Source organism: Winogradskyella schleiferi, from assembly GCF_013394655.1.
Classification (GTDB): domain Bacteria; phylum Bacteroidota; class Bacteroidia; order Flavobacteriales; family Flavobacteriaceae; genus Winogradskyella; species Winogradskyella schleiferi.
Genome location: NZ_CP053351.1, coordinates 1,905,486 through 1,921,893, shown reverse-complemented (window position 1 = coordinate 1,921,893; position 16,408 = coordinate 1,905,486). Strand labels below are relative to the sequence as shown.

The 16,408-nt window shown below is 33.8% G+C and carries 17 protein-coding genes; 4 read left to right on the top strand and 13 right to left on the bottom strand.

Annotated features, from left to right (window positions below; all coding sequences use genetic code 11):
- Nucleotides 1–5: 5 nt before the first annotated feature.
- The 3 genes from HM990_RS08300 to HM990_RS08290 form a co-directional block, all read right to left on the bottom strand.
- Entirely contained in the window at nt 6–440 is a 435-nt protein-coding gene (locus HM990_RS08300; RefSeq protein WP_178988485.1) for a hypothetical protein, read from the bottom strand.
- Between the two features lie 93 nt (nt 441–533).
- Nucleotides 534–1,022, bottom strand: coding sequence for a hypothetical protein (locus tag HM990_RS08295; RefSeq protein WP_178988484.1), 489 nt, complete (start codon nt 1,020–1,022; stop codon nt 534–536).
- Nucleotides 1,023–1,285: 263 nt separating this feature from the next.
- A complete protein-coding gene (locus HM990_RS08290; protein ID WP_178988483.1) occupies nt 1,286–1,477 on the bottom strand; it encodes a cold-shock protein in 192 nt (63 codons plus the stop codon).
- Between the two features lie 202 nt (nt 1,478–1,679).
- On the opposite strand from HM990_RS08290, the gene HM990_RS08285 reads away from it, so the two are divergent.
- The gene (locus tag HM990_RS08285) at nt 1,680–1,943 is read left to right on the top strand and encodes a hypothetical protein (RefSeq protein WP_178988482.1); all 264 of its coding nucleotides are present in this window, start codon (nt 1,680–1,682) and stop codon (nt 1,941–1,943) included.
- Nucleotides 1,944–2,041: 98 nt separating this feature from the next.
- On the opposite strand, the gene lpxD is transcribed toward HM990_RS08285, so the two are convergent.
- From lpxD to HM990_RS08250, 7 genes are all read right to left on the bottom strand, one after another.
- Complete coding sequence (gene lpxD / locus HM990_RS08280; protein WP_178988481.1) at nt 2,042–3,031, bottom strand: UDP-3-O-(3-hydroxymyristoyl)glucosamine N-acyltransferase; 990 nt, start codon at nt 3,029–3,031, stop codon at nt 2,042–2,044.
- Nucleotides 3,032–3,291: 260 nt separating this feature from the next.
- Nucleotides 3,292–4,410: a DEAD/DEAH box helicase gene (locus HM990_RS08275; RefSeq protein ID WP_178988480.1), complete on the bottom strand. Its 1,119-nt coding sequence runs from the start codon at nt 4,408–4,410 to the stop codon at nt 3,292–3,294.
- 244 nt (nt 4,411–4,654) lie between these two features.
- Entirely contained in the window at nt 4,655–5,038 is a 384-nt protein-coding gene (locus tag HM990_RS08270) for a hypothetical protein (protein WP_178988479.1), read from the bottom strand.
- A 156-nt stretch (nt 5,039–5,194) separates the two neighbouring features.
- Nucleotides 5,195–5,794 (bottom strand): DUF4251 domain-containing protein, encoded by a 600-nt coding sequence (locus tag HM990_RS08265; protein WP_178988478.1) that lies wholly within the window; start codon nt 5,792–5,794, stop codon nt 5,195–5,197.
- A gap of 112 nt (nt 5,795–5,906) precedes the next feature.
- The gene (locus tag HM990_RS08260; protein WP_178988477.1) at nt 5,907–7,457 is read right to left on the bottom strand and encodes an SDR family NAD(P)-dependent oxidoreductase; all 1,551 of its coding nucleotides are present in this window, start codon (nt 7,455–7,457) and stop codon (nt 5,907–5,909) included.
- A gap of 51 nt (nt 7,458–7,508) precedes the next feature.
- Complete coding sequence (locus HM990_RS08255) at nt 7,509–7,958, bottom strand: KTSC domain-containing protein (RefSeq protein ID WP_178988476.1); 450 nt, start codon at nt 7,956–7,958, stop codon at nt 7,509–7,511.
- A gap of 97 nt (nt 7,959–8,055) precedes the next feature.
- Nucleotides 8,056–9,609, bottom strand: a complete 1,554-nt coding sequence (locus HM990_RS08250; protein ID WP_178988475.1) for a DEAD/DEAH box helicase — start codon at nt 9,607–9,609, stop codon at nt 8,056–8,058.
- Nucleotides 9,610–9,790: 181 nt separating this feature from the next.
- Here HM990_RS08250 and HM990_RS08245 point away from each other — a divergent pair, with 181 nt between their 5' ends.
- The 3 genes from HM990_RS08245 (at nt 9,791) to HM990_RS08235 (ending at nt 14,419) form a co-directional block, all read left to right on the top strand.
- A complete protein-coding gene (locus HM990_RS08245; RefSeq protein ID WP_178988474.1) occupies nt 9,791–10,717 on the top strand; it encodes a peptidoglycan DD-metalloendopeptidase family protein in 927 nt (308 codons plus the stop codon).
- Between the two features lie 59 nt (nt 10,718–10,776).
- On the top strand, nt 10,777–13,005 hold the full coding sequence (locus HM990_RS08240; protein ID WP_178988473.1) for a type IA DNA topoisomerase: 2,229 nt from the start codon (nt 10,777–10,779) through the stop codon (nt 13,003–13,005).
- Between the two features lie 94 nt (nt 13,006–13,099).
- Nucleotides 13,100–14,419, top strand: coding sequence for a hypothetical protein (locus tag HM990_RS08235; RefSeq protein ID WP_178988472.1), 1,320 nt, complete (start codon nt 13,100–13,102; stop codon nt 14,417–14,419).
- A 2-nt stretch (nt 14,420–14,421) separates the two neighbouring features.
- Here the strand turns inward: HM990_RS08235 and HM990_RS08230 are convergent, their stop codons facing one another.
- The 3 genes from HM990_RS08230 to HM990_RS19845 all read right to left on the bottom strand — a co-directional run bounded on the left by HM990_RS08230 (nt 14,422) and on the right by HM990_RS19845 (nt 16,288).
- A complete protein-coding gene (locus HM990_RS08230; protein WP_178988471.1) occupies nt 14,422–14,901 on the bottom strand; it encodes a GyrI-like domain-containing protein in 480 nt (159 codons plus the stop codon).
- A gap of 171 nt (nt 14,902–15,072) precedes the next feature.
- The gene (locus tag HM990_RS08225; RefSeq protein WP_178988470.1) at nt 15,073–15,648 is read right to left on the bottom strand and encodes a fasciclin domain-containing protein; all 576 of its coding nucleotides are present in this window, start codon (nt 15,646–15,648) and stop codon (nt 15,073–15,075) included.
- A 181-nt stretch (nt 15,649–15,829) separates the two neighbouring features.
- Nucleotides 15,830–16,288: a cold-shock protein gene (locus HM990_RS19845; protein ID WP_229719414.1), complete on the bottom strand. Its 459-nt coding sequence runs from the start codon at nt 16,286–16,288 to the stop codon at nt 15,830–15,832.
- Nucleotides 16,289–16,408: the final 120 nt, after the last annotated feature.

Below are 16,408 nucleotides of genomic sequence, written 5' to 3'. Positions count from 1 at the left end.
AATGACTACTTTGGATTCATTCGAAGTTTTGGATCTACTGTATAAACCTGGCTGTCATTTTTATTAATTATGAAACTGACATTATAAGATTCAGTCCCGGTAATAACGGAGTTTTTTACAGTTGAGATTACATTGGGATCATTTATTGGATCTCCTAAAGTAATTTCTTCTAAAATATCTGCACCACCTCCAACAGGCTTTTTGGCTACAACGGTAATATTTATAGTATCTCTTTTATTCTTTGCAGCTCCTTGCCATGTGCATTTATGACCTTTATTTACAGTAGATACATATTTGTCTGGATGACCTGGATTTTCTGCAGGGTCACTTTGATTGTCCGTAAAAACAACGTTGTCCTTAATACTTTGTTCGTTTGGTTTAATGTTGTCTGTATCCACAGTTAACGTAATGACTGTGTCGGCTGGTTTTCCTCCTCCCATAATTAGTGTGTTTTAAGTTAAAATTTTTTATTAATTGATTTATTTTAAGTTTACAGATACTATTAGTTAATCACAATAGCCTAATCTAAATCTTCAGGCTTTTACCCTCGATTCATATTCAAAATATTTAGAATTACCCACATTACCTTCAGGCTTATACTTTAGTCCTAGAAAACGCAACCAAGACATTTGTTTATCGGTCTCTCTAGATTGAGAATATACCACAAGGGTACAGCCTTTATAATTATAGGATTGCTCTTCTAAAATCTGGCGCATTTCGAAAGTTACTTTTAAGGCTTGCCTATTTTCTTCCATATGCTTACTTGCTACCAAATAGCAATGTAATGCTGTGTAACTAGTTTTAACAGCCATAAGAATAAGTAAGGGTAAATTATTTGCTGTCCTAAATATTTTGCTAAATCCGTCCTTTCTAGATAATTCAAATTGTTCCATTAAAGTGTCAAAGGCTGTTTTCTCATTATGTACATTGTAAAGCTTCCACTCATACGTTGAAAATTTCCTTGGATTCTTAAGAATGTATGAAAGGTCTTCTTCTGTAATTTCATCTTGTAATGTAAACATACCTTCTTATAAATTTGTTTTAAAAACTAATCATAATCAATTTAGGTCGAAATCAACAGAAAATGCAAATAAGGTAAATTAGGGATAACAATCGAAGGAGATGGACTGGTAGGAAATGGTTGATTTAAATTTAGGTCATATTCTCTTCATATCCTAAAGAATTCGTTTAAAACGCATTTATAATCAGCTAAATAACAGGTTTTGTAACTAAAAAAGCCCATCAAATGAATGATGAGCCTTTATAACTGAGGTTAAGCGATATATTAAATAACTTTTACGTTTATGGCGTTTAAGCCTTTTTTGCCTTCTGTAAGATCGAATTCAACTTGGTCGCCTTCGCGAATATCGTCTATCAATCCTGAGATGTGTACAAAATGTTCTTTGTTTGAACCTTCTTCTGTGATAAAACCAAAACCTTTGGTGTCGTTGAAGAATTTTACTGTTCCTTTAATCATTGTATTATATTTTATTTTAATAATTATAAAATAGTATCCAACAATGATGCCAAAAAATAAAAGCGGTAAATAATCGGATTTTCATGTGAAAAAAAACATATAAACGATAAAACAAAGGCCTACAGCATAGAAATTTGAATGGAAATCCATTGACCAATATCTTAGTAATAAGATCTCCCTCAGTCTATTAAACTTATATATTATGGATACAAAATTCTCTTTATTTAACCAGATTAATAGTTTATGCTACTGGTTATTAGTGTCAAGCGATTACAGAACTACGGTAAAATTAGATGCAGAAAATGACACTTATAGCGTTTGTATAAAACATTGTGGTGTAGAGCTCTATTCCAATACCATTAAAGGATTTAGTAAACGAAATGCGAATTTCCTGGAACACGAATTAGATGGTATGGTCGCTGGTTTGTTACATTTAAAACAAAATGTTGAGCACAAATCTGCTTAGTATTTATAAAGCATATCCAAGTATCGGGCTATTAGTGATTGAGGCAATACTCTATACTGATTAATAGCCCGATACTTAAAATATTGAATAATTAAAATTTATCTAGCTAATTTTCTAAGCGCCACCCATTGCTTTAGCATTTCCCTAGAGTCAACCGCAGGATAACCTAATACCGTTTTTCCGGCAGGAACATCGTTCATAACACCAGAACCTGCGCCGACAGTGGCTCCAGAATGAATAGTCGTATGGTCTTTTATTGAAGCGGATCCTCCAATAACAACGCCATCACCTAAGGTAACAGAACCTGCAAGTCCAGAACTTCCCGCCATAATACAAGATCTTCCAAGGACGCAATTATGTGCAATCTGAACTAAATTATCAATTTTACAACCATCACCTAAAATCGTCGAACTAAATTTACCACGATCCACACAAGAATTAGCGCCAATTTCAACCCCATTTCCAATGACCACATTCCCAATATGAGGAATCTTTACCAGGCCTCTGCCATCATCACTCGGACGATAACCAAATCCATCGGCTCCAATACTCACATTATTGTGAAAAATACAATGGCTTCCAATAACAGAGCGCTCTCTAATAATCGTTCCAGACCAAACCGTTGTGTGATCTCCAATGGTGGTTTCATCTAAAATAGTGACATTAGGATATATGGTTACATTAGCGCCTAAAACCACATCTTTGCCAATGTAAGAACCAGCTCCTACTCGACTGCCATTACCGATTTTAGCCGATTTATCTATTGTTGCTGAAGGATGAATGTCAGTTTCAAAATGAGGTGCTTTTGGTGTAAAGGTCTCCAACAATTTAGCCATAGCCAAATCCGCATTTTTTACTTTTATAAACACCCGATTATCGCCTGGTTCAATATCAATATTGTCATTTACAACAGCTAAGCTGGCTTTTGAATCTTTCCATAAACCTGCAAATTTTCGGTTTCCAATAAAAGTAGCTTGGTTTTCATTGGCTTTCTGAATTTGTTCTAAACCGGTTATTTGATTTGTAGTTTCACCTATAACTTCGCCATTGATAATGGCATTAATGTCTTCTATTGAGAATGATTTCATTGCTGTTTTGTTGTATATTTATTAATAAAGACACAAGATAATATTAAAATTTGAAGTAAGCGATTTTGGGTAAGTTTTGTAGTTTTAAAATTTAATTTCGCCCATTGAAATAAGATAAACTATTCCGTCAGTTCCAGTGAATTTTTCTTCTTTTTTAGAAAAATTTGTATCGAGAACCGTTTCAATACATAAGCTTCTCGATATATCCTTACAGAAAAGTAAGGACACTCGAAGTGATGTTATGGAAAATTGAATTTAAACTACATTGTGAGCTCCCTAAACGTAATGCCTAAAGCTTTCTGAATGTCTAGAACTTTTTGCATGTCTCCAGGAATGATTAATGCAATGGATTGGCCTGTTTTACCTGCTCTTGCTGTTCTTCCGCTTCTATGTGTATAATATTCCAATTGTTCTGGAAGTTGATGATGCAATACAAAAGCAAGATTATTCACGTCAATTCCTCTTGCCGACACATCGGTTGAGATCAACACCTGTAAACTTTCGTTTTTAAAAGCACGCATCACTTTATCGCGTTCTTTTTGTTGCATGTCGCCTTCTAAAGCGTCCACCGCAAAACCTTCGTTTTGTAATTGTTGTGCTAAAGTTTTTGTGCCTGCTTTTGTTCTACAGAAAATGATACCTCTTTCGTCTTGACGCTTATCCAAGATTCGGATAATCATATTCACCTTATCTTTTATAGAGGTGTGTATAAAATGATGGGAAATATTCTCGTTTACCAACGCATTTTTATTGACTTCAATTTTAACAGCATTTGGCGACATATAATTTTTTATGATGCTTTTTATTTCATCTGGCATAGTTGCTGAAAAGAGCCAAGTGTTTCTTTTAGACGTATTGAATTTTAATATTTTATTTAAGTCTTCTTTAAAACCCATACTGAGCATTTCATCGGCTTCATCTAAAACTAAGATCTTAACTTTTGAAATATCTACCGCACCACGTTCTACCAAATCCAGCAAACGTCCTGGCGTGGCAACCACAATGTGCGTAGTCCTGCTCAGGTTTTTAATTTGTTTATCTATTTTTTCACCGCCATAAACGCCTTCAGAAAAAATCTTACCGTCAATATATTTAGTGAATCTAAAGAGTTGCCTTTGTATTTGTTGTACCAATTCACGCGTTGGTGCAATGATCAACGCTTGAACTTCATCGGCATTTTGATCAATGGCATGTAAAACCGGTAAGCCAAAAGCAGCCGTTTTTCCTGTTCCTGTTTGTGCCAAACCTATTAAATCGGTTTTGGATTCCAGTAAAATAGGAATTACGGTTTCTTGAATTTCCGTCGGATTGATAATATTAAGTTCTTTTAACCCTTTTATATATGATTTGTGAATGCCTAATTCTGAAAATGTTGTCATAGTATTTATTTTTTTTGACATGAATTCTACGAATTCGCACTAATCCCTTCTAGTTTGAAAATTGATTAATACATTAAATTCTTGGATTTCATTAATGTCACGGATTTTCAGTCCGTTTTATTTTGTGGCAAAGGTAATTTTAACGTTTCACATTATTGCCGTAAAACGGAATAATCTGAAGTAAATAAGAAAAGACGTTCTAAGCATATTTTAGAACGTCTCCAGTTTTTTAAGTTAACAACCTTTATTTATTATCGGTTTTATCGTCAGTATTCACCATAGCTAGTGGTTGAAGTTGTGGTTTAATACGCCTGTATAAATCGAATTGCGGTTGTGTCAATATGTTTCGCATTTCCATCGTTTCCGCTTTTCTTAATTTGTATAATAAATTGAGTTTTTCCTCGCCTTCGAAGTTTTCATGAATATCTTCTTCTTTGATTAAAAATTCTTCAATCTTTTTTTCAAATAAGATAAATTGTTTACCGTCCAAACTTATTTGATCGTCATAGGTTTTTGCGATTTTTGTCGCAGTGGCTTGCAATGCTTCATTGTTCTTTTGCAATATTGGATCTTGTGCAGAAAGATTAAAAGTAAATAATAAGGTCAATATAAATAGTGTTGTTTTCATGATAAAGTAAAAGTTTGATTTACTTTAAAATACAATTCTAATGGACCCAAGCCAAAAAAATTAAGAAATCTTAACTTAATTTCACTAGAATTAACAGTGAATTAGTCATAAAATACGATATCTGTTTATGAATGTTTACATATAAACTCATGTATATTATTGAGATTCGTTTTCAAGCCTTAAATTTCCTGTATATCCCATAGATGTTTTATAAGTTGAATTTATATTAACTACTGCATTTTTACTAGGGAATATCTCGAGGTTCACATCATAACGTTCAGATGATTCCCCAGTTTGACTGATTGAAAATTTAATCTCGAGCTTCCTTTTATTTTTATTTAGGCTTTTCTCGAAATTTTCTGGAAGGCCTTCAAAAGCTATTCCACCATTTCTACCACCATAAGGACCTCCACTTAGTCGTCTTTCGCCAAAAAATGGTAAATCACCTTTTACAGAGTCATTTTTTATTTCGATAAAATGACCATCTCCACCTACATAAACTCTGCTAGCAGTATTCCCAGTTCTTGATAAAAATAAGGCATTAGCGACCTGTTGCGTTGATGCAGTAACGAATGGTAATGCGGCTTCAATATCTATGCTGTATGCTTCTTTTTCCAAAAGCATTTCCAACTTGTTAATGTCGGTAGTATAGTTTTCGTCATCAGTGATGTCGCTGGATTTACAATTCCAAAATATACCTATTATACTTATACAGAATAATAATCCCAGTCTCTTGTAAATTGCTCTTTTAAACATAATACTCTAAGATACTACCAAAAGATTCAAATACCAATGACATTAACAGTCTTTTAAATATAAAATAGTAGTTAGGTGATCTTTAAAAAGATTTTATCTAAGCAATCATCAATTACCAGCTAATAGGACGATAATCCTTTAAGAATTTACCAGACCAATGTTTGCCCGTGTTGATACCATCAAATAAAGGATCCATGACGCGTGCAGCACCATCGACGATATCTAAAGGTGGTTGAAAATCGTGTAGTTCTTGTTTGCGCTTTGCCAATTCAGCAGGATCTTCATCAGTGACCCAACCGGTATCAACTGCATTCATGTAAATCCCTTCTTTGGCTAAACTTCCAGCGGCTGTATGTGTCAACATATTTAAAGCGGCTTTTGCCATATTGGTATGTGGATGACGATCTTCCTTAAAAAACGAATGGAACTTCCCTTCCATTGCAGAAACGTTGATAATATGTTTTTGACCTGTGTGGTCTTTTTTCATGACTTCAGATAAACGATTGCACAATACAAAAGGGGCCACAGAATTCACGAGTTGCACTTCAATCATTTCTGTTGTTTCAATTTCGCCAAGCTTTAATCGCCAACTGTTGGTTTTTCTTAAATCCACTTGTTGCAAATCGGCATCCAATTTCCCTTCTGGAAACACCTCTTGTGATACCAAGGCATTATCGAAACTATAAGGAATTTGGGATAATTTTGCTGAAGCCCTTAAACCAATACCAGGTTCTGGACCATGCCAAGTCACTGGCATATTTTTATTGGATGACGCTCCAGAAGTCAATTGCTTTAGTTCGGTTAAACATTCACTATGATCTCTGAGCAGATCTTGGGCAAATTTTGGTAACTCGTCTATCGGTCGCTCTTCATTTGGCATTAAATGGCTATAGAAACCAGCAGGACGTCTTACGGTCTGCGCTGCATTATTGATGAGTATATCTAACTTTTCATAACGTTGTTCTATAAAATTACAGAAGATTTCCACACTCGGAATATGCCTTAAATCGAGACCATGGATTTTTAAGCGATGTCCCCATTCTGTAAAGTCGTCTTCCTGCGAAAAACGTAACGCAGAATCCACAGGAAAACGTGTGGTTGCAATAACTGTTGCGCCCCCTCTTAGTAGCATTAATGTAATGTGATAACCGATTTTTAATCGTGAACCAGTGATTACAGCGACTTGCCCTTTTACATCTGCCGTTTGAAAACGTTTCGCATAATTAAAATCGCCACATGCTTCACACATCGTATCATAAAAATGATGCAGTTTGGTAAATAAGGTTTTACAGACATAGCAGTTCCGAGGCGATTCCAGCTCTAATTGTTCCTTGGCTTTTAAGTCGGCTTCTGGTAATAATTTTGGAGCCACAAAAACATGTGCCTCTCTTGCGCTTCTTATGCCTGTAATTTTTCGAGCATTTTTATCTCTAGCCGCTTGCTTTCGCTTTGCGGCTTTCTTGGCATCTTTCTTTCGACGTGAAAACTCTTCTCTACTTGGTCGTGATAATTGTCCTGAGGCTTTTATTAAAGCGGTTCGTTGTGATTTTGGGATTTCAAAAATATCGTTAGTATTAGCCACCAAATATTCTAAAATGCTAATGCATTTTTCAATCTCTTCGGAAGAAATGTCTTTGGATTGTTTTTTGGCTTTGTTGCTCATTATGATTTAACGTAATACTTATTTGTTTTATTCAATAACACTACCTCTACTCTAAACTTCTTGAAGCTCCTTCTTAGATTTTCTATATAAATAGGAATTAAAAATACTGCGTCTTGCAAAGCGCATTTGTTTATCTGAATTTAAAAACTTGATAAAAACATTTTTTGGAACGCCAAAGTATTCATAGGTAGAACCATCTAAAAAGGTAATTTCTAGGAGTTGTCCTTTATGTTGAAAATCCAGAATGCTAGAATTCGTAATTGTTACGTTATATTCTTCGAGATTTGAAGCTTTAGTTTCTGGTGCAATACTCACTAAAAAATGATAACCGTCAATAATCTGACGACTTTTATATTCGGCTTCTTCTTGCCCTATATCGCCATCTTGAAACTTATCTGGATGCCATTCTTTTACTAGGTTTCTATAGGATGTCTTTAATACTTTTAAATCGATAGAATCCTCTACAGAAAATAGTTTTTTGTACTCGTTAATGCGCTTCATAAATAGCCTTTTTTCAATTAAGGCGCGAAACTACGCTATTTTTTTAGATGATGCTTTAAATTTATTCTTTATCATCAAGTTTGACTTGAGGTAAATATTATTCCTCTGGTGGAAACCCATGAATTTCTTCAAACTTCTCATCAAAATTGGTACGCAGATACGAATTCAATTTCTTTTGATAATCATCCTTTAACCATTTTAAAAAGTTATAGGTACTTCTGCTTATGCATTTCGCGTAGATTTCAATACGTTGGTTGATGTCGTCTTTAAGCAATTTTGCCAAGGCCAGCGCATCATAAACATCTTCACTGTTTTCTATACAGATTTTTGCGTGTTGTTCTATAGAGCGTTCTAAAACCACTTTTGAAGATTCACCACTATCTACAGCATCTTTGTAGGTTTGTCTGATATCGAAATACGTATCTTCAGATTTAGAGAATTCCTCTTTGACTTCATCTGATAAATCATGTTTAAAATTGGCCTCAATAGCTTCGTCATCCTTAATTCTATCGGCATACCAGTTTGGCGATTTAAAAATCAATTGCCAATCCAAATCTGCGCCCCAAGGTCCAAATCTATATAGGTTGTTTCCTAAATCTATGGTTGTGAATTTCGATTTATTATTCAATATACGAGATCCACGACCAATCATTTGATAATATAAGGTCAAGGATTTTGTGGCTCTGTTTAAAATAATAGTATCAATTGTAGGTTCATCAAAACCAGTGGTTAAGATACTCACGGATGTTAAAATTGCATCTGGTGTTTCGTGAAACCATTGTAAAATCTGTTTACGTTGTTTTTTAGTTGCTGTATTATCCAAGTGCATAATTGGTAAATCGGCTTCTTTAAAAGCATAATATACACTAATAGACGTATTAATACCGTTGTTGAAAATCAAGGTCTTCTTTCCAAGTGAATGTTTTTTATAGGCATCAATTAGCTTTTGCAACATCGCAGGACTCGAGTATAAATCTTCAGAAGATTTTACGGTATAATCACCATTGGAGCCGACTTCCAGAGAAGTTAATCCCATATCATAAGCATAAGTTTCAGCTCTTGCCAAAAACTCATTCTCTATTAGGTTCTCTATAGTTTCCCCTGTAATAAGTTCGTCATAATTGTCCTTCATTGGCAACTCTTTATTGGAACTTAAAGGTGTTGCCGTTACTCCAAGAATAAAGGATTTTTCAAAAAACTTAAAGAGCTTAGTAAAAGAATTGTAATGTGCTTCATCAATAATTACCAATCCAACATCAGAAATATCTAATTTATCATCATTCAGTCTGTTATTCAAGGTTTCAACCATGGCCACAAAACAAGAATACTCGCCTTGGTCATCTAAATTCGCCTTACTATTAACCACTTTGTTGGTCACACCAAAACCATCTAACATTTTTGAGGTTTGGTTACACAATTCCACTCTGTGCGTCATTATTAAAACCTTTTTATCATGGTTTTTTAAGTATTGACGTACCATTTCAGAGAAGATGACTGTTTTTCCACCACCTGTTGGCAGTTGGTATAATAAGTGATAATCGTCACGTTCGTTATCAAACTTTTCGAAAATCTGGCTTATGGCACCATGTTGATAGTCGTATAATTCTTTATCGGTTTTCTTTTCTTGAACAGCTTGATTTGTTTCAGACATAAATTTTATTTCGAAGTTTTAAATGGAATTGCAAATTTACAATACTTTATAGCATAAAAAAAGTATCCTAATTAATTGATTTCAAACAAGGCTCAACATAAAGTTTATAGACCAATTTTTACAAAACAATATTTATTTTATATTTACGTTTCAAATGCTGATAAGATCTTTTTTTTCCTCTATGAAATACATTTTTTTCTGTTTTGCTTTAGTGTGCTTCACATTCAATACGTTCGCACAAAAAGACTCTCTTTCCAATTCCATAAAAATAGAATTACCAATAGCCAAATTCAGCAAAGGTGTATTGACTGAAACCGTTGAAATTCCTTTAGTGGCTCCTATCACAGAACAACTTGATATCACAGCCGAATATTGGGATACAACCATTTACAATCCCTATAGAAATACCATGCAACAATTTCCAATGGTATTAAACTTTAATGATAGTACTTACGCTTCTCCTGTGCCGCGTACCAAAGTGGTCACATCGCATTACGGCTGGCGAAAAGGACGCGCTCATAGAGGCATTGATATTGATTTAATCACAGGTGATTCCGTTGTCTCTGTTTTGGACGGTATTGTCCGCTATGCCAGATATACCAATGGATTTGGAAATACAGTTGTGGTACGTCATTACAATGGTTTGGAATCGACCTATGCGCATTTATCACGAATTGATGTCAAACCTAATGATTCTATCGCTAAAGGTCAATATTTAGGAAAAGGCGGCAATACGGGAAATTCCAGAGGAAGCCACTTACATCTGGAATTAAGCTATAAAGGTCAACCTATCCATCCTGAATATCTTTTCGATTTTTCTCCAAAAAATGCCATTAGAGCAGATCAAGTTTGGGTGACCCAAAAATGGGCACATGCCAGATTTCATAACTCAAGACGTGTGAGTAAAGTAAAGGTTATTAAGTCTGCTGATGAAGCTGCCTTGTTAAGTTTAGCAAAGCAACCCAGATTCTACGTGGTAAAAAAAGGGGATACACTTTATGATATTTCGAGACGTAATAATATGTCAGTTGCCAAGCTGTGTAACACCAATGCCATTAAACAAAACGCTCCGTTAAAAATTGGTCAGAAATTAGTTCTAGAACTTTAGTAAAATAATCTCCACAACTATAAATTTCTGTATTTTCGCATTCCAATAACCCAATTCTTTTGAAAGTCTGTATTGCCGAAAAGCCAAGTGTTGCCAGAGAAATTGCATCTGTATTAGGAGCTACCACAAAACGTGATGGTTACTATGAAGGCAATGGTTATGCGGTTACTTATACGTTTGGGCATCTTTGTACCTTATTTGAACCTGCAGATTATAAACCGTATTGGAAAAGTTGGGACTTAAACAACTTGCCGATGTTGCCTGAAAAATTTGAGGTTAAGGTGGCGAACAATGATGGGATTAAAAAGCAATTCAAAATTGTAAAGAGTCTTTTTGATAAAGCCGACGTTGTGATTAATTGTGGTGATGCTGGCCAAGAAGGAGAGCTGATTCAACGTTGGGTAATCAATAAAGCTAACTATAAAGGTGAAGTGCAACGTTTATGGATTTCGTCTTTAACGACCGAAGCCATCAAAGAAGGTTTCAATAACCTAAAGCCTTCGAAGAATTACGATAACCTTTATTATGCTGGTTTTTCACGCTCTATTGGCGATTGGTTGTTAGGCATTAATGCGACACGACTTTACACCGTAAAACATGGCGGTTACAAACAGGTACTTTCGGTTGGACGTGTTCAAACGCCTACGCTCGCTATGCTTGTGAATCGCTTTAAAGACATTGAAAACTTTGTGCCACAACCGTATTGGGAACTACAAACCCTTTACAGAGACACACTTTTTAGTTATGAAGAAGGCCGTTTTTTGAAGATGGAAGATGGTGAAATTTTAGCCAATAAAGTAAAGGAACATGAATTCGAAATTGTATCCATCACCAAAAAGAAAGGTACAGAATATGCTCCAAAACTGTTCGATTTAACGGGATTACAAGTGTATTGTAATACCAAGTTCGGATTTTCGGCAGACGATACCCTTAAAATCGCCCAAAAATTATACGAGAAAAAAGCCGTAACTTATCCAAGAGTTGATACCACATTTTTACCGAATGATGTGTATCCGAAAGTCAAAGGCATTTTATCTAAATTAACTGATTACTCGAATCTTACGGCTTATATTCTAAACAAAAAGATAAAGAAGTCCTCACGTGTCTTTAATGATAAAAAAGTAACGGATCACCATGCTATCATTCCAACAGGTATGCAAACCCATTTGCAATACAATGAGCAGCAAGTTTATGATATTATTGTAAAACGTTTTATTGCTGTTTTTTATGACGATTGTAAAGTTTCTAACACTACAGTCATTGGAAAAGCGGCAGATGTTAATTTTAAAACTACGGGAAAAGAGATTTTGTCCAAAGGCTGGAGAGTGGTATTTGAGTCTGAAAAGTCCAATAAAAAAGAGGACGCTTTACTGCCTACTTTTGTCAAAGGGGAAAAAGGAACACACGAACCCTCTTTTTTAGAAAAGCAAACCAAACCACCCAAACAATATACGGAAGCATCTCTACTGCGTGCTATGGAAACGGCTGGAAAACAAGTGGAAGACGATGAGCTTAGGGATTTAATGAAAGAAAACGGCATTGGTCGTCCATCGACACGTGCCAATATTATTGAAACTTTATTTAGGCGTAAATACATAAAACGAAATAAAAAACAGATTTTGCCAACGGTTACAGGCATTCAATTGATTGATACGATTCAAAATGAATTGTTGAAATCTGCGGAGCTCACAGGTTCATGGGAAAAGCAACTAAAGGATATAGAAAAAGGCGAATTCAGCGCTAGTGCTTTTATAAAAGGTATGAAACGTATGGTTGATGCTTTGGTTTACGAAGTCCGAAGTGAAAAGGTACAAACCAGAATTTCAGCTGTGAACAACAAACCTGTCGGAAAGTCTAAATCGAAATCAAAAACGAAAACAAAGTCTGAAGCACTAGTCGGAAGTTCCTGTCCAAAATGTAAAACAGGTTCGCTTTTAAAAGGGAATTCTGCTTATGGTTGTAGTCTCTATGGGAAATCATGTGACTTTACCTTACCCTTTAGTTTTGCTGATAAGAAAATTTCTGAAAAGCAATACATACGGTTATTGACTAAAGGCTCTACTGTGAACTTGAAAGGTTTTAAAATAGACGGAAATTCAAAGGAAGGCTTATTGCGATTTGACGATGCCTTTAAGTTGAAATTTGAACCTAAACAGGTTACTAAAAAAGTGACAGTTAAAGCAGGTGAAACTTGCCCTAAATGTAAAACTGGTAAAATTTTAAAAGGGAAATCGGCTTTTGGTTGTAGTAATTATAAGAGCGGTTGTGATTTTCGGGTTGGTTTTTGATCCATAAAACTAATTTTTTTGTAGTTTAACTTACTCATATAATTTCTATCGGTTTTTATAAGTAATTTTCACCATGATAAATAAACTTAAAAACATGGATAAAATTACTGTTATATTAATCATCTTTATTGGTTTAGGTTCAGCTGCTGGTGTAATTTTAACAGTTAAAAAGTTATTAAATACCGAGAAAAATAAAAACGATATTATTGATTCTCAAAGAAATGAAATATCTACTTTAAACAATGACTTAAATTTGGTAAATAAAGAATTACAATTAAAACAAATCGAACTAAAGGCAAAATCCGATAGTATTGAAAATTTAACTAAGGATGTTCTTAACTTCTCAAAGGATATAGATTTTAATACAAAAACCATCGAAGGATTAACCAATGAGATATCAAATATTACAAAAAGTACCAATATAGTGTCTGGAATTATAAAAAACGAGCAAAGACAAAAAGGCATTTTAAAACTAAAAAAATCAAAATTTAAAAAATTTGAAATTGTCTATGGTAATAACATGTTTTTGGAAAAATCTTTGACAGAGCTTGAGAAAGGTATTGAACTTGGTGACAATATGTTAAAAATTAAAAATTTTTCTAAAGAATTTAAATTTTCAGTTAAATTCTCTGGTGATGATATTTTGATTTCAGGAATCTTACATGAAAAAAATGGCACAAGAGTAATCGAATTAAAGGATGGTGAATGGGCCTTAAATAAAGCAAGTGTTTTTTCGATTAATTATGATGATACGGCAATTGAGATAATTGACAATGATGGCTATGTACTTCTTCAAATTGAAGTTATAAAAAATAAAATTTATTTCAAAGGTATATTTTATTCTAACACTATGGCCGTAGTATTTAATGATGGAATACAGTCGGTTAGCTTAGATTCTGAGGATTTCGAACAAAATTTGAAATCAAAAGTTTCAACAATAACAAGAATTTTTAAACATACTGGAGAAAATTATTTAGGTGTAAGAAATCCTGAAGTTGTCAGAGAAAGGAAAAAACGGATAGAAATAATTAATGAAGAATTACTTCAAAATTATAATGAATTATCAAATCTAATATTAATTGATATAACATCAAAATTCGTTAATAAATATAGTTTACTCTTTAATAATACTAGAAATGAAATGATCAATTTAATCAAACAAAATAATATGTCTAAAGCTGACATTGTGCATGAAAAAATGATGACTGAGTATGAATCGTCAATAAGAGCGGAAGCTATTAAGTTGAGGAATACATTATTGAAACGCATACCCGAGGATAGGCTTAAAAGAATAAGAGATCAAAATCCGATGAGTATGACTCTAGAAAATTACATAAATCCAAATGGAAACCCAGAAATTGGTGGAGTAATAGAAGATATAAATATTATGTTACAACTACTTAAAGCTGAATAAATTTAAATATGTAATTCGGCCTTTACGGGCACATAAAACTCTTCTTCAGAATCATCACTTCCATTTTCATAATTCCTTCCCATCATTTGAAAATGTGGTCTATTATCTATTTTAAAATCTGAAGTTGGTAACCATTCGGTCATAATTTTATGGTAGGTCGCAGAAGCGTCCATTCCTTTATGTAAAAAGACAGCGTACTTACCATTAGGGATAGTGAAAACTTCTAAACCTTTAGGAATAGTTTCAAAATTTGAAACTTCAACACAAGCCCAAATATAATATTCGTCAATAATCTCAACCTTTGTACCCTCAGGAAATATTTGCAGCGCTATTAATTCCTCTGAAACAAGATTTTTTATTTCTTTTTTTCTAGGCATAAAACGTTTCCAGAGTTCAGGGATTTTATGATGCTCATTTTGTTTCATTGTTGCAGATAATCCTACTACTTTTCTATCGGAACACTCCTTTATTTCTGGATTCATTGGCTATTTAAATTATGAACTCGTTTAAACTTTTAAATGAGCTAAAAACAAATTCTAAATTTTAAAGGTATAAAAAAAGCACAAGTCAAAAAACTTGTGCTTTCAAGAATTAGTAATTAACACCAATCAACTATTATGGACTAATTCTTTATCCTAACTCAACTAAATATTTTACATACCTGGCAATACCACTGTATCAACAACATGAATAACACCATTCGATTGATTAACATCAGCAATGGTTACCATAGATTTGTTACCTGCATGATCTGCAAGTACTAATGATTTGCCATCCATCATTGCGGTTAACATGCCACCATTTACAGTTTTAAATGTCGCTTTACCACCACCTTTTTTTATGGCTTTCATGATATCTTTTCCACTAAAATTTCCTGCAAGCACATGATAAGTTAATATAGCTTGAAGTTTTTCTTTATTCTCTGGCTTCACTAAAGTTGCCACAGTTCCTTCAGGTAATTTATCGAAAGCCGCATTTGTCGGTGCAAATACCGTAAATGGACCATCTCCTTGTAAAGTTTCTACTAATTCTGCAGCTTTTACAGCAGCTACCAATGTTGTATGGTCTTTAGAATTTACAGCGTTAGACACAATATCTTTAGAGGGATACATTGCTGCACCGCCAACCATCTTTGTATCTTTTTCCATTTTGTTTTGGGCCATTACTGTAGATCCAAAAATTAAGGCTACTGCCAATGTCATTGTTGAAATAATTTTTCTCGTTTTCATAGTTTTAAAGTTTTAAATTAATTGTTACTCTACCTACGACATTTTTAATAGCTTGGTTTTAAAAACTCAAGTATTCTTTAAAATAAAATGATTATCATATTAAGAATCAAACTATTGCCCATAAAAAAAGCCACTATAGTAAAACTATAATGGCTTTAATGAGTATCTAAAATGATTCTATTTATACTTTTTTAACGCGAACAGCATTCATGCCACGCTGTCCTTTTTCAAGTTCAAACGTTACTTTGTCGTTTTCGACAATTTCATCAATGATACCACTGACGTGAGTAAAATGCTTTTCATTAGTTTCGGTATCAATAATAAATCCAAAACCTTTGGAACTATCGTAGAAAGATACTTTTCCATTTCTAATTGGGTCAAACGGATCTTCATCCGACTCTTCCTTTGTAGGAACACCAAGAACAATATTTTTGGCCTTGACTTTAACTTTCATTGAAGGATCTGGTGGTGTATCTGTAAGATTTCCATTATGGTCAACATAAGCCATAGGAATCCCCTCTGATCCATTTTCTTCTTTTTCGAGTTTACGCGCTTCCATTTTCTTGCGCTTGTCTTCTCGTTTTTTTAATCGTTTTTTTTCTTTTTCACTTTTACTAAAAGTCTGTTGTGATTTAGCCATTCGTAGTTTTAAAAATTAATATGTGCGTGTGCTTTTGAAAATATGTATAATGCAGACAAGTTAATTAACTTAACAATGAATAGTATTAAAATCCAGAGAAATAACTTAAGGATAAAGTTA